The sequence below is a fragment of the Salinarimonas chemoclinalis genome, assembly GCF_041514305.1.
Taxonomy (GTDB): Bacteria; Pseudomonadota; Alphaproteobacteria; order Rhizobiales; family Beijerinckiaceae; genus Salinarimonas; species Salinarimonas chemoclinalis.
Window position 1 is genome coordinate 286,080 of the sequence record NZ_JBGMWH010000004.1, and the last position, 18,966, is coordinate 305,045.

The window sequence follows — 18,966 nt, forward strand, 5'->3', positions numbered from 1 at the left end:
TCAGGACGCCGGCTGGACGAGGTTCGCCATCAGGCGGAAGGCGCCGGGCACGAGCCGGTCGAGCTGGTGGTGCAGGACGAGGCTCGTGTGGGTGTGGCGCCCGCGCCCGATCCGCGCCGACACGAGCGCGCCGTCGAGCGGCGCCTCGCCGGGATCGCTCATGGCCAGCAGCGGCTCGTAGGCGTCGTCGCGCTCGGCGGCGAAGTAGAGCCCGCGCTCCTTGTCCCAGCCCTCCCAGTCGGCCGCGCCGATGCGGTTCGGGCCGGCGAGCAGCGGATGCTCCGGCGCCAGCACCGTGACGGGCGCGGCCGGGTTCGTCACGCGCCAGCGCAGCGAGGGCGAACCGATGACGAGCCTCCCCGGCGGCGTCGCCGCCGGGTCCCAGCCGTCGCTCGGGCGGTGGTAGAGCGTCACGAGATGTCCGCCCCGCTCGACGAAGGCGTGGAGGCGCGCCGTCGCGGCGGCGAGGTCCGGGCGCAGCCCGAAGGCGAAGATGCCGACCACGATCGTCGAGAACCGCGCGAGATCGCCCGCGAGATCCGTCGCCGAGAGCGCCACGACGTCGAGCCCCATGCGCTCGAGCCAGGTGCCGACCCGGTCGGCACCGCCGCCGACATAGCCGACCCGGGCGCCCTCGGGGAGCATCAGGTCGAGGGCGAGGAGCCAAAATTGAGCCGGCTCACGATAGGCCGCCGCGCCGACGTGCGGGTAGCGGATCGGTGTCACGCGCCAGGCCGGGCCGGCCTCGCCGCGGGCGGGGAAGAGGTGGAGGCCCGGCGCGAGCTCGCCCGTCGCCTCGATGCGCCAGCGCCCGTCTCCGCCCGACACGCGAAAGCCGTCGGGCGCGTCGAGGGCGATTTCGGGCCCCTCGGCGGAGAGCGTCCAGGCCCGGCGCGGGTCGCCGAGCGGCGCGAGGACGGCGTCCGGCGCGAGCGCGACGGAGGCACGGGGCGCGATCGCGAAGGGCACGTCGAGGTCGAGCCGCACCCGCGCCCGGCGCCCGCCGATCGTCGCCTCGACGATGGGGACGAGCGGGCCGTTTCCGCCGAGGGCATCCCAGGCGGGCGGATAGAGCGGCGAGAGCGGCGCGTCGGCCGAGGCCGCGAGCGCGAAGCGAAAGGTCTCCTCGGGGGAAGCCTCCTCCGGCCCGGCGGCGACGCCCGCGGGCGTCTCCAGCGTGACCGACGGCTCGGCGGCGGTCCCGCGCTCGGCGATGCGCACGTGGAGCGTCCCGCCCTCCCCCGGCGCGAGGTGCGGCGGGCGGGCCTGCGCGCGCACGTCGAGCCCGCTCGCCTCGACGAGGGCGGCGTCGAGCGCGCGGCCGGCGTGGGCGAGGCGGTGCCCGTGCAGCGCGACGAACCCGGCGTCCGCCGCCGACCTCGCCCGATCGAGCGCGTCCGCCGCGGCGGCCAGCGCCTCGACGATCCGGCCCCGGTGCGGGAAGGCGGCGCGCGCCGCGTCCACCGCGCATTGCGCGGCGACGAGGTCGCGGGCGGCGGCGTCCGATCCGGCGAGCGGGGCGAGGTCGGCGAGGGTCGCCGGCAGGCCGTCTAGGACACGCGCCTCGCGCCCGCCCGGGCCGGCGGGGCCGTCGACGAGGTGGAGCGCGAAGGCGCGCCGGGGCGTCTCGCGCCAGGCCCCCATGCCCTGGCTCGCATGGTGGACGCGGGAATATTCCCCGATCCGGTCGTAGTCCGCCCCGCTGATCGGCTCGCGACCGGGGATGGGGATCGCGAGCGTCGCCTCGGGCGGGGGCGTCTCGTCGTCGTAGGTGTCCCCGCCGCCGGACCAGGCGGGGAGGTAGGCCTTCGCGACGCGCCAGGGCGAGAGCCCCTCGAGCGCGTGCTCGGGGAAGGCGTCGGCGTCCGCTGCGAGCGGGATGGCGGCCAGCGCCGCGCGGGTCATGGCGCGATGGTGGCCGTGCTGGCCCGGCACGTCGAGGAAGGTGGGCAGCACGATGTCGGGGCGCCATTGGCGATAGGCGCGCACCAGCCGCTCGACGATCCGCTCCTCGCCCCAGCGCGCGAGCGTGTCCTCGCCGTTCTTGGAGAAGCCGAAATCGTGGACCGGGTCGCCCGGCCCGTGGCCGAGCCAGACGACGTCGGCGTCGAGCGCGCGGGCGGCCTCCTCCATCTCGCGCGTGCGCAGCACGCCGAGCGCGCCGACGCGCTCGGGCCCGAGCGCGTTCTGCCCGCCCTCGCCGCGGGTCGAGCAGGCGACGGCGATGCGCATGCCGAGCCCGTAGCGCAGGAAGGCGAGGAGGCCGGAGTGCTCGTCGTCGGGATGCGCGCCGGTGTTCATCAGCGACGCGACCGAGCCGAGCCGCGACAGGCGGCGGTGCAGGCGCAGGATCGCGGGATCGGCGCGGTCGCGCGCGAGGCGCTCTCGGGCGCCCGGTTCGTATGCGCTCGTCATGGCTGGAGGCGGCCTTCTTCCGGTGGGGGCGTGAACGGAGGCGGCGTGCGGGACGCGACGGGCGCCCCGGCGCTGGCGGTGTCGAGCTTGGGCGTGAGCGTGTCGAAGACCGGCAGCGAGGCGGCGCCGAGGGCGGCGGTGAGCCGCCCGGTCTGGCCGCGCACGACCCGCGGCAGCGCCCGCGCCCGCCGGCTCGCCACCGACACCGGCAGCGGATCGAGCGCGGCGATCAGCGCGTCGGTGAGGGCGTCGGGCAGCGCGCCGCCGACGACGATCGTCTCGGGGTCGAGGATGTTCTCGAGCGTGGCGATCATCGGCGCGAGATGCGCCGCCGCCTCGGCGATCCAGGCGGCGAGCGTCGGGTCGCCGGCGGCGTGGAGCCGCGCCAGCGCCGCCGGGTCGGGCGCGGCGATGCCCGCCGCGGCGAGACGCTCGCGCAGGGCCTGGAGCGAGGCGTACTGCTCGAGGCAGCCGCGCTGCCCGCACTGGCAGGGCCGCCCGCCCGGGGCCACGACCGCGTGGCCGATCTCGCCGGCGTTGCCGAAGGCGCCGCGGTAGGGCCGCCCTTCGTGCATGATGCCGAGCCCGAGGCCGGCGCCGAAATAGAGCTGGCAGAACGTCTGCAGGTGCCGGCCCGCGCCGAACAGCCGCTCGCCGACCGCGGCCGCGGTGGCGTCGTTCTCGACGACGACGCTGCGCCCGATCGCCTCCGCGAGCGCCTTGGCCGGCGCGATCCCGTCCCACCCGGCGAGCGTCGTCGGCCCCACCGAGGACATGCCCTCGATCTCGAAGGGTCCCGGCATCACCACGCCCACGCCCAGGATCGCGTTCTCGCCCGCGCCGTCGGCACCCGCGAGCGCCGCCTCGAGCGCCGCGATCTCCGCCGCGACGAGCGGCAGCACGACATCGGGGATGGTGTCGGCGAGCGGCGTCACCCGGTGCCCGCGCAGGCCGCCGGCGAGGTCGAGCGCGACGGTGGTGACGTGGTCGGCGGCGATCTCGACGCCGATCGTCACCGGGCCGTCGGGGTTCACCGCGAACTGGATCGGCGGCTGGCCGCGGCCACGCCGCAGGCGCCCGGTCTCGACGAGGAAGCGCTCGGCGACCAACTCCTCGACGATGTTCGCCACCGCCTGCGGCGTCAGTCGCGCGAGCTCGGCGATGCGGGTGCGGCCGACCGGCCCGTGCACGCGCACGACGTCGAGCACGACCCGGCGATTGTGGCTTCGGTTGCGCTCGGGATTGCTGCCGATCGCCACCCGGTTCCCGCCCTGGGGCCTGCCTCTCATCGCGTCGCTCCTCGCCCGCAGCATCCGTCACGCTATCGAATAACTCAAGTGGATTATTTTATTGACAGGAGCCGAGCCGGCTTGTGATCCTGCGACGCGAGCGGGCCCGCGGCCGCGCTCGACACGAGGGAAAAGCCCGGCGGGCCCGTGCGGCCGGAGCCGGTCCACGCGGAGGACGAGATGCGCACCACCCTGTTGAAGGCCGGCCTCCTCGCCGGCGTCGGCCTCTTCGCCGCGAATGCGGCCCAGGCGGTCGAGATCGAGTACTGGCAGTACGTGTTCGATGCGCGCGTCAAGGCGATGGACCAGCTCATCGAGAACTTCGAGGCGGCGAACCCCGGCATCACGGTGAAGCACGTCACCTTCCCCTACGCCGACTACCAGACCCGCGTCGTCGCCGCCCACGCGGCCGGCCGCGGTCCGGACGTCGTGCAGCTGTTCTACGGCTGGACCGACAACTTCGTCGACGGCGGCATCCTGCAGCCATTGTCGCAGGAGGCGTTCCCGCACGGCGAGATCGAGGAGGCGTTCTTCCCGATCGTCACCGCCATGAAGCGCGACGGCGAATATTACGGCCTGCCCACCGCCGTGCGCTCGCTGGCGCTGTTCTACAACAAGAATTTGTTCGAGGAGGCCGGGCTCGATCCGGAGAGCCCGCCGCAGACGCTCGACGCGTGGGTCGCCGCCGCCGAGGCGACGACGAAGCGGGACGGCGCCGGCAACATGATCTCGGCGGGCACGACGCTCGACATGGCCGGGCAGGATCACCATTGGTGGCGCGAGGTGCTCGTGCGGCAGTTCGGTGGAGCGCCCTATACCGACGACTACCGCACCGTGACCTACGACGACGACGCCGGCCGCGCCGCGCTCGAGTGGTACACGAACCTCCAGCTGGAGAAGGGCGTCGGCGCCGCCGGCTTCATGGACGAGGGCCAGGCCGCGTTCCGGGCCGGCCTCGCCGCCATGACCATCGACGGCACCTTCCGGCTCGGCGCCTTCCGCTCCATCGAGAGCTTCGAGTGGGGCGTGGCCGAGCTGCCGGCGGGGCCGGACGGCACGCGCTCGAACTACTCGAGCTATTTCGCCAACGGGATCGGCGCGTCCGCCGAGGGCGAGGAGCTCGAGGCCGCGGAGAAGTTCCTGGCCTACGTCACCTCCCCGGAGGCGATGGAGATCTGGCTCGAGACCGTGGGCGAGCTCCCGGCGCGGCGCGAGGTGGCGCTCACCGAGGCGAACCTCGCCGACCCGATCTACGGGCCGTTCCTGCGCGGGCTCGACTACGCGCACACCACGCTGTTCGTGGACGAGGCGGCGCAGCGCCAGCTGATCATCGACGCCACGAACCGCATCCTGCTCCAGGGTCAGTCCCCGGCGGGCGCGCTCGAGCAGGCCGCGGCCGCCGAGCAGGCGCTGATCGACGCGCGCAACTGAGCGCGCGGGCCGGGCGGGGGAGAGGGAGGTCGATGATGGCACGGATCGCGGCGCGGACGAGCGAGCCCGGCGTCGTCGGGAACGCCCCCCTCCCCCTGCCGACCGGCCCCGAGGCGCCACCCCGGGGCTGGCATCGGCTCTCGATGAGCCAGAAGCAGGTCGTCTGGGCGTGGGGATTCCTCGCCTTGCCGATCCTGTTCTACGCCGGCATCCGCTTCTACCCGACACTCGACGCGTTCCGGCTGTCTCTGACCGACTGGAACCTGCTGCGCCCGGCGAACTTCGTCGGGCTCGACAACTACGTGCGGCTGGTCTCCGATCCGCAGTTCGGGCAGGTCTTCCGCAACACCTTCGCCTACCTGCTGATCGGCACACCGACGAGCATCGTCGTCGCCTTCGTCATCGCCTACTATCTGGACCGCGTGCGCTTCATGCACGGGCTGATCCGGGCGCTCTACTTCCTGCCCTTCCTGACGACGGCGGCGGCCATGGCCTGGGTCTGGCGCTGGTTCTACCAGCCCCCGCCCATCGGCGCGATCAACGGGTTCCTCGCGAGCGTCGGCATTCCGGCGCAGCCCTTCCTGCGCTCCACGGAGCAGGCGCTGCCGGCGATCATGGTCACCGCCATCTGGGCGGGGCTCGGCTTCCAGATCATCATCTTCATGGCGGGCCTGCGCGCCATCCCCTCGACCTACTACGAGGCCGCCCGCATCGACGGGCTCGGCGAATTCGCCATCCTGCGCCGGATCACGCTGCCGCTCCTCAAGCCGACGACGGTGTTCCTCGTCGTGCTCTCCTCGATCGGCTTCCTGCGGATCTTCGACCAGGTCTACAACATGACCACGAACGATCCCGGCGGGCCGCTCGGCTCGACGAAGCCGCTCGTCCTGATGATCTACCAGAGCGCCTTCTCGTCCTACGAGATGGGCTACGCCGCGGCGCAGACCGTTGTGCTCTTCACGATCCTGCTCGTGGTCTCGCTCCTGCAGCTCTGGATCCTGAGGGAGAGGACATGACGGCCACGACCGACATCCTCGACGCGCCGGCGGGCCCGCGCCCGCTGCGCCCGGGCCGCATCGTCGCCTGGACGCTGCTCTTCATCGGCGGCGTCGTCATGGTGACGCCGCTGCTGTTCATGTTCTCGACCTCGCTGAAGACGGCGGGCCAAGTCTACGACCTCAGGCTCATCCCGGCGAACCCGACGTTGGCGAACTACGTCCAGGTCCTGTCCGACGGGCGCTTCCTGCGCTGGTTCCTGAACTCGACGCTGGTGGCCGTCGCGGTGACCCTGTCGAACCTGTTCTTCGACAGCCTGGTGGGCTACACGCTCGCCAAGTTCCGCTTCCGCGGTCGGATGATCGTCTTCATCGCGATCCTTTCGACGCTGATGATCCCCACCGAGATGCTCGTCATCCCCTGGTACCTGATGGCGAGCCAGCTCGGCTGGCTCGACACCTACTGGGGCATCATGTTCCCCGGCATGATGACGGCCTTCGGCACCTTCCTGATGAAACAGTTCTTCGAGGGCGTGCCCGACGACTTCCTGGAGGCGGCGCGCATCGACGGGCTCAACGAGTTCCAGATCTGGTGGAAGGTGGCGATGCCGCTCGTCACCCCCGCGCTCTCGGCGCTGGCGATCTTCACCTTCCTCGGCAACTGGACGGCCTTCTTCTGGCCGCTGATCTCGACGACGAGCCGCGAACTCTACACGCTGCCGGTCGGGCTCTCGAGCTTCGCCGTCGAGCAGTCGATCCAATGGGAGATGATCATGACGGGCGCCGCGCTCGCCACCATCCCGACGCTCCTCGTGTTCATCGCGCTCCAGCGCTACATCGTGCGCGGCGTCATGCTCGCGGGACTGAAGGGATGAACGAGAGAGCGATGAGCGGGACCTCGACACCCCAGGCGCGCGACGAGAGCGTCTTCCCAGATCCGGTCTACGCGCGCACCGTGCTCGCGCCGCTCTTCGAGGCGGCGAAGACCTCCCACGTCGAGGGCTTCCGCGCCATCGACGCCGCCCATTGCGTCATGCTCGCCGAGACCGGCATCCTGGCCCGCGAGGAAGCCGGCGCCATCGCCCGCGCGCTCGATGCGATCGCGCGCGAGATCGACCCCGCCGGCCTCGTCTACACGGGCGAGGTGGAGGACTGGTTCTTCCTCGTCGAGCGCGAGCTGAAGGCCCGCGTCGGCGCCGACCTCGGTGGACGCCTCCATACCGCGCGCTCGCGCAACGACATCGACCACACGCTCTTCAAGCTCGCCCTGAAGGCCCGCCTCGACGCGATCCTCGACCGCGCCCGCGGGCTGCTGGACGCGCTCGTCGAGACCGCGGACCGCGAGCGCGCGACCATCGTCGTCGCCTATACCCACGGCCAGCCGGCCCAGCCCACGACGTTCGGGCACTACCTCGCCGCGATGATCGAGGTGCTGCTGCGCGATCTCGCGCGGCTCGAGGAGGCGCGCGGGATCGTCGATCTGTGCCCGATGGGCGCCGCCGCGATCACGACCTCGGGCTTCCCCATCGACCGCGGACGCATGGCACGCCTCCTCGGATTCGCCGCTCCGCTGCGCAACTCCTATTCCTGCATCGCGGCGGTGGACTACCAGACGGCGACGTTCTCCGCCCTCGAATTGCTCTTCCTGCATCTCGGCCGGCCGATCCAGGACTTCCAGGTCTGGTCGAGCTTCGAGGTCGGGCAGCTCTACGTGCCGAACGCCCTCGTGCAGATCTCCTCGATCATGCCGCAGAAGCGCAACCCCGTGCCGATCGAGCACCTGCGCCATCTCGCGAGCCAGGTGGTCGGCCGCGCCCGGGCGATGCGCGACGTGATGCACAACACGCCCTTCACCGACATGAACGACAGCGAGGGCGAGACCCAGGAGATGGGCTACCAGGCCTTCGCGGTCGCCGAGCGCGCGCTCGACCTGCTGGCCGCCCTCGTGGCGCAGGTGAACATCGATCCGGCGCGGGTGGCGACGAACATCGCGCGATCCTGCATCACGATCACCGAGCTCGCCGACACGCTGGTGCGCCGCGAGGGGCTGTCCTTCCGCGAGGCGCACGAGATCGCGGCGCAGACGGCGAAGGCGGTGGTCGCCGCGGGCGGCGATCTCGGCGCGAACGGGTATGCGCCCTTCTCCGAGGCCTTCCGCCATGCGACGGGCCGCGAGACGGCGCTCGACGGGGCGGCGTTCGCCGAGGTGGTCTCGCCGGAGCACTTCGTCGCCGTGCGCGACCGGTTCGGCGGGCCGGCGCCGGCCCCGATGCAGGAGGCGCTGTCCGCATACCGCGCCGCGTCCGACGGCCTCGCCGCGCGGGCTTCGGCGCGGGCGGCGCGCGAGCGGGAGGCCGCGGCGGAACGCACGCAGGCCTTCGCGGCCCTGATGGAGGTGAGGTGAGATGGCGACGATCGAGCTCGAGAACATCGTCAAGCGCTTCGGGTCGGCGACCGTCGTCCACGGCCTCGACCTCGCGATCGCCGACGGCGAGTTCGTCGCGCTCGTCGGGCCGTCGGGCTGCGGCAAGTCGACGACGCTGCGCATGATCGCGGGCCTGGAGGACGTCTCCGCGGGAACGCTCAGGATCGGCGGGGTCGTGGTGAACCACCACGAGCCCAAGCGCCGCAACGTGGCGATGGTGTTCCAGAACTACGCCATCTATCCGCACCTCACCGTGCGCGAGAACATCGCCTTCGGCCTCTACACGTCGGGCCTGCCCAAGGAGAAGAAGGCGGCGCGGGTCGACGAGGCGGCGCGCATCCTCGGGCTCGAGGACCTGCTCGGGCGGCGGCCCGCGGCGCTCTCGGGCGGCCAGCGCCAGCGCGTCGCCATCGGCCGCGCCATGGTGCGCAACCCCTCGGCCTTTCTCTTCGACGAGCCGCTCTCCAACCTCGACGCGCAGCTGCGCAACCAGATGCGCATCGAGATCAAGCGGCTCCACCAGCGCATCGGCGCCACCACCGTCTACGTCACCCACGACCAGGTCGAGGCCATGACGATGGCCGACCGCATCGTGGTCATGCGCGACGGCCGAATCCTGCAGATCGGCACGCCGAGCGATCTCTACGACGCGCCCGCCGACGTCTTCACCGCGCGCTTCATCGGCACGCCGGCGATGAACCTGCTCCCCGCCAGCCGGGGCCCGGACGGGCTCGCCGTCGAGGGCGCCGTCGCACCGATCCGCGCGCCGGCGCCGGCGGCGGGCGTCGCGCGCCTGCTGGTCGGGGTGCGGCCGCAGGATCTCGTCTGTGTCCCCGCGGGCGCCGCCGTCGATCCCGGCGCGCTCGTCATCGCCGGCACCGTCACCGCCGTCGAGCCGCTCGGGCCGGAGACCCACGTCCACCTCGACACGGCGGGCGGCCCGGTGATCGCGCTCGCGGCCGACCGCGCCGCGCCGGACGTCGGCGCGCCCGCGACGGCGCTCGCGCGCCCGCGCGCGCTCCACCTCTTCGACGCCGCCACCGAGCGGGCGCTGGGCCGCGCCCCCGAAAGCGCCTCGGAGCATCCATGATCGAGCGCGACCGACGGACCGGCGCGGTCCTCAGCGTGGGGCGGATCTATTGCGATCTCGTCTTCACGGATCTCGACGCGTTCCCGACCCTCGGCCGGGAGGTCTACGCCGGCGATCTCGCGATCGTGGCGGGCGGGGGCGCCTACATCGCCGCAGCCCACCTCGCGGCGCTCGGGCGGGCGACGGCGCTCGTGGCGCGGCTCGGGCTCGACCGGCTCTCCGCGGGGCTCGACGACGAGCTCGGCGCGAGCGGCGTCGACCTGCGCTTCCTCGACCGGACGGCGGAGGCCGGTCCGCAGGTGACCGTCGCCATCGCGTCGCGCGACGAGCGCGCCTTCCTGACGCGCCGCGCCGGCCGCGCCCGCCCCGCGACGCTGGAGCGGGCGCTCGCCTGGGGCGAGGCCGTGCACCTGCACATCGCGGAGTACGCCACGCTGGCCGAGATCCCCGACCTCGTCGGGCGCGCCCGCGCGCACGGGCTCACGGTGTCGCTCGACCCGAGCTGGGACGATGCGCTGATCCGCTCGGGCGGGCTGCTGGAAGCCTGCGACGGGGTCGACGTGTTCCTCCCCAACCGCGAGGAGGCGCTCGCGATCACGGGAGAGACCCGCGCCGAGGCTGCGCTGGAGGCGCTCGCCGCACGCTTCCCCGTCGTCGCGCTCAAGGCGGGCGCGGACGGGGCGCTCCTCGCGGCGGGCGAGCTGCGTCGGCACGCGCCCGCCCGTGCGGTTCCGGTCGTCGACACGACCGGCGCGGGCGACGCCTTCGACGCCGGCTTCGTCCACGCCTGGCTCGCCGGCGCGTCGCCGGAGCGGACGCTCGCCGCGGCGATCGAGGCGGCGAGCGTCGCCGTCCAGGGGCCGGGCGGGCGCGGTGCCTTGTCCTCGGCCCTTCCGCAGGCCCGCCGCGGCCTCGCCTGAGCGGCTCGCGTCAGCCGCGACCCGGCCGCTCGGGCAGGACGAACGGCGCGCCACTCCCGGCCCGGCGGTGGACCGGCAGAGGCACGGCGAAGACGTCGCGCAGCAGCGCGGCGTCGACGACCCTGTCCGGCGGCCCCGCGGCGACGACCCGCCCCCCCGCGAGCGCCACGATGCGGTCGGCGTAGAGCGTGGCGAGGTTGAGGTCGTGCAGCACGGCGACGACGCCGAGCCCGTCCTCGGCGAGCGCGCGGGCCGCCTCGAGCAGCGCGATCTGGTGGCCGAGGTCGAGGCTCGACACCGGCTCGTCGAGGAACAGCACCTGCCCGCCCCTCGGCGCGTCGCCCATCGCCGCGCGCCCGGCCTCGAGCTGGGCGAGGGCGCGGGCGAACTGGGCGCGCTGGCGCTCGCCGCCCGAGAGGGTCTGCACGTCGCGCGCGGCGAGGTGCACGATGTCCGCGCGCGCCAGCGCATCCAGGATACGCGCGTCTCGGGCGGCGCCGCGCGCGCCGCCCGAGACGCCGTCGAGGCCGATGCCGACGACCTCCGCCACCGTGAACGGGAAGGCCAGCGTCTCGGACTGCGCCATCACCGCGCGCATCGCCGCGAGCCGCCAGGCGGGCAGCGCGCGGATGTCCCGCCCGCCGTAACGAACGCGGCCGGCGCTCGGCGCGAGCTCGCCGGTCAGGAGCTTGAGCAGCGTCGACTTGCCGGCGCCGTTCGGCCCGACGATCACGAGCGTCTCGCCGGCCCCGAGCGTCAGGTCGGTGGGATGGACGAGCGTGCGGCCGGAAACGGCGTAGGCGACGTCCGCGGCCTCGATCAGCGCGGTCACGGGAACAGCCCTCGCCTGCGCAGGAGGAGCCACAGGAAGAACGGCGCGCCGATCGCCGCGGTGACGATGCCGATCGGCAGCTCGGCGGGCGCCACGACCGTGCGCGCCACGAGGTCGGCCCCGACGAGGAGCCCCGCGCCCAGCAGCGCCGAGGCCGGCAGGAGCACGCGATGGTCCGGGCCGACGACGAGCCTGAGCAGGTGCGGCACCACGATCCCGACGAAGCCGATCACGCCGGCCGCCGCCACGCTCGCGCCGACGGCGGCGGCGACGAGCACCACGATCGCCGCCTTGGCGCGCTCGACCGCGATGCCGAGGTGATAGGCCTCCGCCTCCCCGAGAACGAGGGCGTTGAGCGCCCGCGCCAGGATCGGCGTCGCCGCGAGCGTGGCGAGCAGGATCGGCGCGATCACCGCGAGCTTCGCCCAGGTCGCGCCGCCGAGCGAGCCGAGCGACCAGAAGGTGAGGTCGCGCAGCTGGCGGTCGTCGCTGACGTAGGCGAGGACGCCGCTCGCCGCCCCCGCCAGCGCGCCGAGCGCGATGCCGGCGAGCAGCATGGTCGCGATCGAGGTCCGTCCGTTCCGGGTGGCGATGGCGTAGAGCACGAGCGTCGACGCCAGGCCGCCGAGGAAGGCGCCGATCGGCAGGAGCGCGAAGGGGTCGATGCCGAGCGAGGCCGGCACCAGCCGCTCGCCGAGCACGATGGTCACGCCCGCTGCCAGTCCGGCGCCGGAGGAGACGCCGACGAGGCCGGGATCCGCAAGCGGATTGCGGAACAGCCCCTGCATCAGCGCCCCCGCCACCGCGAGCGCGGCGCCCACCAGCAGCCCCATCAGGAGCCGCGGCAGGCGGATGCCGGTGACGACGAGCGCGTCGCGGGTCGCGACCTCGCCCGCGCCCGTCGCCGCGTCCCGGAGGATCGCGACGACGCGCCCCGGCGGGATCGCCACCGCGCCGGCCCCCAGAGCGAGGATCGACAGCGCGACGACCAGAACCACGAGCGCGACGAGCCCGAGCCGCGCACGCGCTCGCCGCGCGGCGAGCGCGTGCGCGGGCGTCCTCGCCGGCACCGAGGCCCCGCTCCCGGCGACGCCGGCGCTCATCGCGTCGCCTCGACGGCGTCCGCTCCGCCGGAGAGCACGGCCGGGATCTCCGCTCCGGGATGGAGCGCGCGCATCAGCGCTGCCGCCGCCTGCGGTGTGCGCGGCCCGAAGCCGAGCAGCGCGAGCCCATCCATCGAGACGAGCCGGCGCCCCTCGGCGGCGGGGGTGAGCGCGAAGGCGGGGAGCGCGAACAGCGCATCGGGGTCGAGCGCGTGGTCGCCGCGGGCGATGGAGAGCACGACGTCGGGCGCCGCCGCGATGATCGCCTCGTCGGTGACGGGCTTGTAGCCGGCGACCTCCGGCACGGCGTTGACGCCGCCGGCGAGCGCGATGATCGCGTCCGCCGCGGTGCCGGCGCCGCCCACCATCGCGCGTCCGTTCTGGAGCGAGAGCACGAACAGCACGCGCACCGGCGACCCGTCGACTCGCGCCCGCGCCTCCTGGAGCGCCGCGAAGCCCGCCTCGACCTCGGCGGCGAGCGCATCCGCCCGCGCCTCCTCGCCGACGAGCGCGCCGATCGTGCGGATGCGCCCGACGACGCCCGCCGGCGTCGGCTCCTCGCCGACGACGTCGATCGGCACGCCCGCCTGGCGCACGAGGTCGAGCGCATCGGCGGGCCCGGCGGCGTCGGTGGCGATCACCCGGTCCGGCGCCAGCGAGAGCACGCCCTCCGCCGACAGCGCGCGCAGGTAGCCGACGTCCGGGTGGTCCTCGAGCGCGCGGGGCGGGTGCACGCTCGTCGTGTCGACGCCGACGATCCGGCCCTCCACGCCGAGCGCGTAGAGGATCTCGGTGACGACGCCGCCCGCGGCGACGAGGCGTTCCGAGGCGGCGACGGGCGAGGCCGCGAGGAGGAGGGTCACGAGGGTCGGTCCCGCGAGGAGAACGATGGTGCGCAGCATGTCGGCGGTCTCGCTCAGGGTCACTTGGTGAGGATCAGCTTGTTGGCGGCGGTGATGCGCAGGCGGTAGCTCTCGCCGTTGTGGCGGATGATCGCCTCGCGCCCGTCTCCGACGAGCGTGCGCACGTCGACCACGGGCCGCGTGCCGGAGGCGCGCGCTCCCGCTGCCGCCGCGGCGGTGTTCGGGTCTTCCTTGGAATGCATCTACTCGAGCCTTTCGAGTCTCCGCCAAGTCGTTCTTCCTTCGAGTCACTCGAAAGAAGATGTTTTCAAGTTTTCGATTGACGCTGTGTGCCGCCTCGCATAGACGACGTCAAGCGTTCGCGCGAAAAATCGAGCGCACAGCCAGCCAGCCCCTTTCCGCGACAGGCGTCGCGGGGCCCGCCAGCCATCACGAACAGGACGACAGGCGAGGTGGATGGCGATGCGTAGGCTGTATCTGGGGGCGGTATCGCTCGGCGCGCTGGCGCTGGGCATCGGGGCGGCGGCGGCGCAGGAGGGCATCCTGCTCGACGCGGTGACGGTCACGGCGACGAAGGACGAGACGCGGGCCGTCGAGGCGATGGCCGGCGCGAGCGTGGTGACGCGCGAGGAGATCCGCACGCGCGCGGTGCAGCGGATCGGCACCGTGCTCGACGCTCTGCCGAACGTCGCGACGCAGGAGAACGCGAACGATCCCGCCACCGCGGTCAACATCCGCGGCCTGCAGGACTTCGGCCGCGTCGCGGTGACGGTGGACGGCGCACGCCAGAACTTCCAGCGCTCCGGGCACAACGCGGACGGCGCCTTCTTCCTCGATCCCGCCTTCGTGCGGCTCGTGGACGTCACCCGCGGGCCCGTCGCGAACATCTACGGGTCCGGCGCGATCGGCGGCGTCGTCTCCTTCCAGACCGTCTCGCCCGACGACGTGCTCGCCCCCGGCGAGCGGCTGTCGCTCACCCTCGACACGACCTTCCTGATGGGGCGCCAGACCGGCATCCTCGGCACGGGCATCGCCGCGATGCGCCCCACCGAGGCCTTCGGTGCACTCGTCGGGCTCAGCCTGCGCAGCACGGACGAATACGAGAACGGCGACGGCCTCGTCGTGAACGACAGCGGCCAGGAGATCGTCTCCGGCCTCGCCAAGGTCGCGATCGATCCCGCGCCCTTCCATCGCATCGAGCTCTCGGCCCAGCTCCAGCGCTTCGACTTCGCCAACGGGCTGGGCACGGCGATGGAACCGCGCCGCGACAACGAGGTGACGACCGAGACCTTCGTCGGTCGCTGGTCGTGGGACGATCCCGCCGATCCGTGGGTGGACCTGACGGTCCAGGCGTGGTCGACGCGCACGCAGACCGACCAGCGACGCCTGAGCGGGACGCGGGCGCAGATCGGCGAGACCCGGTTCTTCGAGATCCACACGATCGGCGCGGACGTCCACAACACCTCGCGCTTCGACGCGGGGCCGGTCGGCTTCGCGCTGACCTACGGCTGGGACGCCTTCCGCGACGAGGTGACGGTGCGCGATCCCGTCGGCTCGGCCGACCTGTTCACGCCCTCGGGCGAGCGCACGGTGTGGGGCGGCTTCCTGCAAGCCCAGGCGACCTGGGGCATCGTCGACGTGATCGGCGCGACGCGCTTCGACGCCTACGAGCTCTCCGGCGGCGACGTCTCCTCCGACGGAAACCGGGTCTCGCCCAAGCTGACGATCGGCATCCGCCCGATCGAGGGGCTCCAGGTCTACGGCACCTATGCCGAGGGCTATCGCGCACCGTCCGTGACCGAGACCCTGATCGCCGGCGTCCATCCCTTCCCGGCCGCCTTCAGCTTCCAGCCGAACCCGAACCTGCGCCCGGAGGTGGGCAAGACCATCGAGGCGGGCGTGAACCTGTCCTTCGACGATCTCTTCCTCCAGGGCGATCGCCTGCGCGGCAAGGTCTCGGTGTTCCGCACCGACGTCGACGACTACATCGAGAGCATCTACTCGGACCCGAGCGGGCGCTGCGGCGATCCCCGCGCCCCCGCCGCCTGCCGCACGGCGACGTTCCGCTACGACAATATCGCGCGCGCCCGTCTCACCGGGGCGGAACTCGACCTGACCTACGACGCGCGACGGTGGTTCGCGAGCGTGTCGGCCGGCACGACCCGCGGCGACGACCGCGTCACGAACCAGCCGCTCACATCGGTCTACCCCGACCAGCTCGCGCTCGGTGCGGGGTTGCGCTTCCTCGACCAGAAGCTCACGCTGGGCGGGCGCGTCACCTTCGTCGCCGCGCAGGACCGGCTGCCCACGGCCTCCGCGACCCTGAAGAGCGAGGACTACACGCTCGTCGACCTCTACGGCTCGTACGACATCACCCCGGACGCGCGGGCGTACGTGCGGCTCGAGAACGTCGGCGACGTGCGCACCCGCCGCTTCCGCGACGGGGCGGACGGCCCCGGCTTCGTCGCCAAGGTCGGCTTCCAGGCGCGGCTCGGCATGTGAGCCGAAATGCGAGCCCGACAGATCACGAGGAGAGACAGACCATGTTCGTCGCCATGAACCGCTTCAAGGTCACCAAGGGCCGCGAGGGCGATTTCGAGACCGTCTGGTCGAGCCGCAAGACGCGGCTCGACGAGATGGCGGGCTTCGTCGCCTTCCACCTGCTGAAGGGTCCGGAGCGCGAGGACCACACCCTCTACGCCTCGCACACGGTCTGGACCGACCGGGCGAGCTTCGAGGCCTGGACGCGCTCCGAGCAGTTCCGCGATTCGCACCGCAACGCGGGCCAGAACAAAGGGCTCTATCTCGGCCATCCCGAGTTCGAGGGCTTCGAGAGCGTGCTCGGCGAGGACGCCCCCGCGGCGGCGTCCTCTTCGGCGAGGGTGGCGTGATGGACGCGCCCGCGGCCGGCGATCCCGCCCTCCTCTCGGCGATCCGCGCGAGCCTCGCGCAGAGGCCCGACGGCGTGCTGGAGGACGTGGCGCGGGCCCACGGCGCGCCTTTGCGCACCGTCGTGGAGGCGCTCCCGGAGTGCGAGCGCCTCCCCGTCCCCGGCGAGCGCTTCGCCGAGATCTGGGCGGCCGTGACCACCTGGGGCGAGGTGCTCTTCCTGATGCACGCGCCGAGCGTCGTGCTCGAGGTGGTCGGGCGCCTGCCGCCGGGCAGCCTCGGCCGCGGATGGTTCAACATCCACGGCGACAGCCCCATCGGCGGGCACATTCGCGCGGACGCCTGCCGGGCGATCTATCTCGTCGACCGGCGCTTCCACGGCCGGCGCTCCTGCTCGATCCAGTTCTTCGACGAGGCGGGCGCGTCGATGTTCAAGATCTTCGTGCGGCGCGGGCCGGACCGCGAGCTCGAGCCCGCCCAGCTCGCGGCCTTCGAGTCCCTGCGCGAGAGGCTCGCCTCGTCATGACGCCGCTCGCCGCACACGACCTCTCTCCCTGGGGCATGTTCCTCGCCGCCGACATCGTCGTGCAGGCGGTGATGGTGGGCCTCGTGGCGGCCTCCGTCCTGGTCTGGACGATCGCGCTGGTGAAGGGCCTCGAGCTGGCCGGCGCGTCGGCGCGCGCGCGCCGGAGCCTGCGCCTCCTCGAGGACGTGACCTCCCTCGAGGAGGCGCAGCGCGCCTTCGCCGGCCGCGGCGGCGTCCCCGCGGCGCTCGTTCGTGCGCTGGCCGAGGAGTGGCGCGAGAGCGAGGGGCTCGGCCCCCGCCGCGATCCCGCGGGCGTGCGCGAGCGCGCCGCGATCCGCCTCGCACGCCTCGAGAAGGCGGCCTCGCGTCGGCTCGCGGCGGGCACGGGGCTCCTCGCCATCACCGCCTCGGCCGCCCCCTTCCTGGGCCTGTTCGGCACCGTGTGGGGGATCATGAACGCGTTCATCGGCATCGCGGCGACGCAGACGACGAACCTCGCCGTGGTGGCGCCGGGCATCGCCGAGGCGCTGCTCGCCACCGGCGTCGGCCTCGTCGCGGCGATCCCGGCGGCGGTGCTCTACAACGTCTTCGCCCGCGGCATCGCCGCCTATCGCGGCCTCCTCGGCGACGTCTCCGCCCGGCTCGCCCGCCAGCTCAGCCGCGATCTCGATGCGACCGGCGCCGACGCGCCGGGCCTGCGCCTCGCCGCGGAGTAGGGAGCGCTCCGATGGCCTTCGCCCTGCGCCCGGACGGCGGCGACGAGGACGCGGACGACGCGCTCGCCGAGATCAACGTCACGCCCTTCATCGACGTGATCCTCGTCCTCCTCATCGTCTTCATGATCGCGGCCCCGCTCGCCACCGTCTCCGTGCCGGTCGACCTCCCGGCCTCGACCGCGGCGGCGCAGCCCGCGCCGACGGAGCCCGTCGTGCTGACGCTGGACGCGCAGAGCACGCTCTCGCTCGGCGATGCGCCGATCGCCCGCGCCGACCTCGCGAGCGCGCTCGACGCCGCCACCACGGGCGACCGCGAGGCGCGGATCTTCCTGCGCGCGGATCAGGGCCTGGAATACCGCGCGCTGATGGATCTCCTGAACGACCTGCGCGCCGCGGGCTGGCTGCGCGTCGCGCTGGTCGGCCTGGAGCGGCCTTCGGCCGACGCGTCCGGGCCGGGCTCGCCGTGAGGGGGGTACGGGGCGCGGCGCGGCCGTCGGCCTGGCTCGTGGCGGGGGGCCTCGCCGGCGCGGCGCATGCGGCGCTCGGCCTCGCACTGCTTCCGCAGGTGCCGCCGCCGCAGCCCGCCGCAGAGCCGGCGGGATTCCTCGCCGTCGAACTCGCGGCGCTGCCGAGCGCGCCCGAGGTCGATCTCGCCGAGCCGGACCCGCCCGCTCCCGAGGCGATCGCCGGCGACGCGGCCCCCGCGCCGCAGCAGCCCGTCGAGGAAGCGCCGCCGGAGCCGGTCGAGACGCCCCCCGACCCGGCGCCGGAGCCCCTCCCCGAGCCCGAGCCCGAACCGGCGGAGCCGGAGCCGCTTGAGCCGGAGCCGCCGGAGCCGGAGCCCGTGCCGTTCGCCGCACCGGCGGTCGCGGCCGCGGCGCCACCCGTCGTTCTCCCGCCACTCCGCCCCGCCGACCTGCCGGAGCCGCCTCCCCCGCGCCCGCGCGTCGCGCGTGCTGCCCCGCCGCCCGCGAGCCCCGGCCGCGACACGTTCGATTCGGCCCACGCCGCCCCGCGCGCGGCGACGGAACGCGCACGCGCGGCGGCGCCGGAGCCGGCCCGCGCCGCGTCCGCCACCCCGGCGGAGCGCTCCCGCTGGCAGGCGCGCCTCCTCGCCCATCTCGAGCGCCACAAGCGCTATCCGCCCGCCGCGCGGGCACAGCGCATCGAGGGCGTCGTGCACGTCACCTTCGGGCTCGACGCGCGCGGGACGGTCACGAGCGCCCGCGTCGCGCGCTCGAGCGGCGCGCCCGCCCTCGACGAGGCGGCGCTCGCCATGGTCCGGCGCGCCTCCCCCGCCCCCGCACCGCCCGACGGCCCGGTCACCCTGACCGTCCCCGTGCGCTTCGACCTACGGTGACGGCGCCTCTCATGTCCTCCCCGGAGGGGAGGAGTCCGCGCGAAGCGCGGGCGGTGGGGCCGTTCGCCGTCCTGGCGAGCCGCGTCGCCGCCCTTCCCCACCCTCCGGCCTG

At 73.8% G+C, this 18,966-nt stretch carries 18 protein-coding genes; 12 read left to right on the plus strand and 6 right to left on the minus strand.

What is annotated here, in order from left to right:
• Positions 1–2,415 carry a PIG-L family deacetylase gene (locus AB9M23_RS10445; RefSeq protein ID WP_372424474.1) on the minus strand — a complete coding sequence of 805 codons (2,415 nt, stop codon included), beginning with the start codon at positions 2,413–2,415 and terminating at the stop codon, positions 1–3.
• Positions 2,412–3,704, minus strand: coding sequence for an ROK family protein (locus AB9M23_RS10450; RefSeq protein WP_372424475.1), 1,293 nt, complete (start codon positions 3,702–3,704; stop codon positions 2,412–2,414). The genes AB9M23_RS10445 and AB9M23_RS10450 overlap by 4 nt, the downstream gene beginning before the upstream one ends.
• A gap of 180 nt (positions 3,705–3,884) precedes the next feature.
• Here AB9M23_RS10450 and AB9M23_RS10455 point away from each other — a divergent pair, with 180 nt between their 5' ends.
• The 6 genes from AB9M23_RS10455 to AB9M23_RS10480 all read left to right on the plus strand — a co-directional run bounded on the left by AB9M23_RS10455 (position 3,885) and on the right by AB9M23_RS10480 (position 10,565).
• Positions 3,885–5,135, plus strand: coding sequence for a sugar ABC transporter substrate-binding protein (locus AB9M23_RS10455; protein ID WP_372424476.1), 1,251 nt, complete (start codon positions 3,885–3,887; stop codon positions 5,133–5,135).
• A 143-nt stretch (positions 5,136–5,278) separates the two neighbouring features.
• The gene (locus AB9M23_RS10460) at positions 5,279–6,151 is read left to right on the plus strand and encodes a carbohydrate ABC transporter permease (protein ID WP_372424497.1); all 873 of its coding nucleotides are present in this window, start codon (positions 5,279–5,281) and stop codon (positions 6,149–6,151) included.
• A complete protein-coding gene (locus tag AB9M23_RS10465; protein WP_372424477.1) occupies positions 6,148–7,005 on the plus strand; it encodes a carbohydrate ABC transporter permease in 858 nt (285 codons plus the stop codon). The genes AB9M23_RS10460 and AB9M23_RS10465 overlap by 4 nt, the downstream gene beginning before the upstream one ends.
• Positions 7,006–7,016: 11 nt before the next feature.
• Positions 7,017–8,534: an argininosuccinate lyase gene (gene argH, locus AB9M23_RS10470; RefSeq protein WP_372424478.1), complete on the plus strand. Its 1,518-nt coding sequence runs from the start codon at positions 7,017–7,019 to the stop codon at positions 8,532–8,534.
• Position 8,535: 1 nt separating this feature from the next.
• Positions 8,536–9,645 (plus strand): ABC transporter ATP-binding protein, encoded by a 1,110-nt coding sequence (locus tag AB9M23_RS10475; protein ID WP_372424479.1) that lies wholly within the window; start codon positions 8,536–8,538, stop codon positions 9,643–9,645.
• Positions 9,642–10,565 (plus strand): carbohydrate kinase family protein, encoded by a 924-nt coding sequence (locus AB9M23_RS10480; protein ID WP_372424480.1) that lies wholly within the window; start codon positions 9,642–9,644, stop codon positions 10,563–10,565. The genes AB9M23_RS10475 and AB9M23_RS10480 overlap by 4 nt, the downstream gene beginning before the upstream one ends.
• A 10-nt stretch (positions 10,566–10,575) precedes the next feature.
• Here AB9M23_RS10480 and AB9M23_RS10485 read toward each other — a convergent pair whose 3' ends face one another.
• The 4 genes from AB9M23_RS10485 to hemP are packed head-to-tail and all read right to left on the minus strand — an operon-like array spanning position 10,576 to position 13,605.
• Positions 10,576–11,397 carry a heme ABC transporter ATP-binding protein gene (locus tag AB9M23_RS10485; RefSeq protein WP_372424481.1) on the minus strand — a complete coding sequence of 274 codons (822 nt, stop codon included), beginning with the start codon at positions 11,395–11,397 and terminating at the stop codon, positions 10,576–10,578.
• On the minus strand, positions 11,394–12,500 hold the full coding sequence (locus tag AB9M23_RS10490; protein ID WP_372424482.1) for a FecCD family ABC transporter permease: 1,107 nt from the start codon (positions 12,498–12,500) through the stop codon (positions 11,394–11,396). Before AB9M23_RS10490 ends, AB9M23_RS10485 begins: the two co-directional genes overlap by 4 nt.
• Entirely contained in the window at positions 12,497–13,402 is a 906-nt protein-coding gene (locus AB9M23_RS10495; RefSeq protein WP_372424483.1) for a heme/hemin ABC transporter substrate-binding protein, read from the minus strand. Before AB9M23_RS10495 ends, AB9M23_RS10490 begins: the two co-directional genes overlap by 4 nt.
• Before the next feature lie 20 nt (positions 13,403–13,422).
• Entirely contained in the window at positions 13,423–13,605 is a 183-nt protein-coding gene (hemP, locus tag AB9M23_RS10500) for a hemin uptake protein HemP (RefSeq protein WP_372424484.1), read from the minus strand.
• A gap of 220 nt (positions 13,606–13,825) precedes the next feature.
• On the opposite strand from hemP, the gene AB9M23_RS10505 reads away from it, so the two are divergent.
• From AB9M23_RS10505 to AB9M23_RS10530, 6 genes are read left to right on the plus strand one after another with little or no spacing between them, the layout of a single operon-like run.
• A complete protein-coding gene (locus AB9M23_RS10505; RefSeq protein WP_372424485.1) occupies positions 13,826–15,865 on the plus strand; it encodes a TonB-dependent hemoglobin/transferrin/lactoferrin family receptor in 2,040 nt (679 codons plus the stop codon).
• 41 nt (positions 15,866–15,906) lie between these two features.
• A complete protein-coding gene (hmuQ, locus tag AB9M23_RS10510; protein WP_372424486.1) occupies positions 15,907–16,254 on the plus strand; it encodes a heme-degrading protein HmuQ in 348 nt (115 codons plus the stop codon).
• On the plus strand, positions 16,254–16,778 hold the full coding sequence (hutX, locus tag AB9M23_RS10515) for a heme utilization cystosolic carrier protein HutX (protein WP_372424487.1): 525 nt from the start codon (positions 16,254–16,256) through the stop codon (positions 16,776–16,778). The genes hmuQ and hutX overlap by 1 nt, the downstream gene beginning before the upstream one ends.
• Positions 16,775–17,494, plus strand: a complete 720-nt coding sequence (gene exbB, locus AB9M23_RS10520; RefSeq protein ID WP_372424488.1) for a tonB-system energizer ExbB — start codon at positions 16,775–16,777, stop codon at positions 17,492–17,494. The genes hutX and exbB overlap by 4 nt, the downstream gene beginning before the upstream one ends.
• 11 nt (positions 17,495–17,505) lie before the next feature.
• Complete coding sequence (gene exbD / locus AB9M23_RS10525) at positions 17,506–17,961, plus strand: TonB system transport protein ExbD (RefSeq protein WP_372424489.1); 456 nt, start codon at positions 17,506–17,508, stop codon at positions 17,959–17,961.
• Positions 17,958–18,854, plus strand: coding sequence for an energy transducer TonB (locus AB9M23_RS10530; protein ID WP_372424490.1), 897 nt, complete (start codon positions 17,958–17,960; stop codon positions 18,852–18,854). Before exbD ends, AB9M23_RS10530 begins: the two co-directional genes overlap by 4 nt.
• Positions 18,855–18,966: the final 112 nt, after the last annotated feature.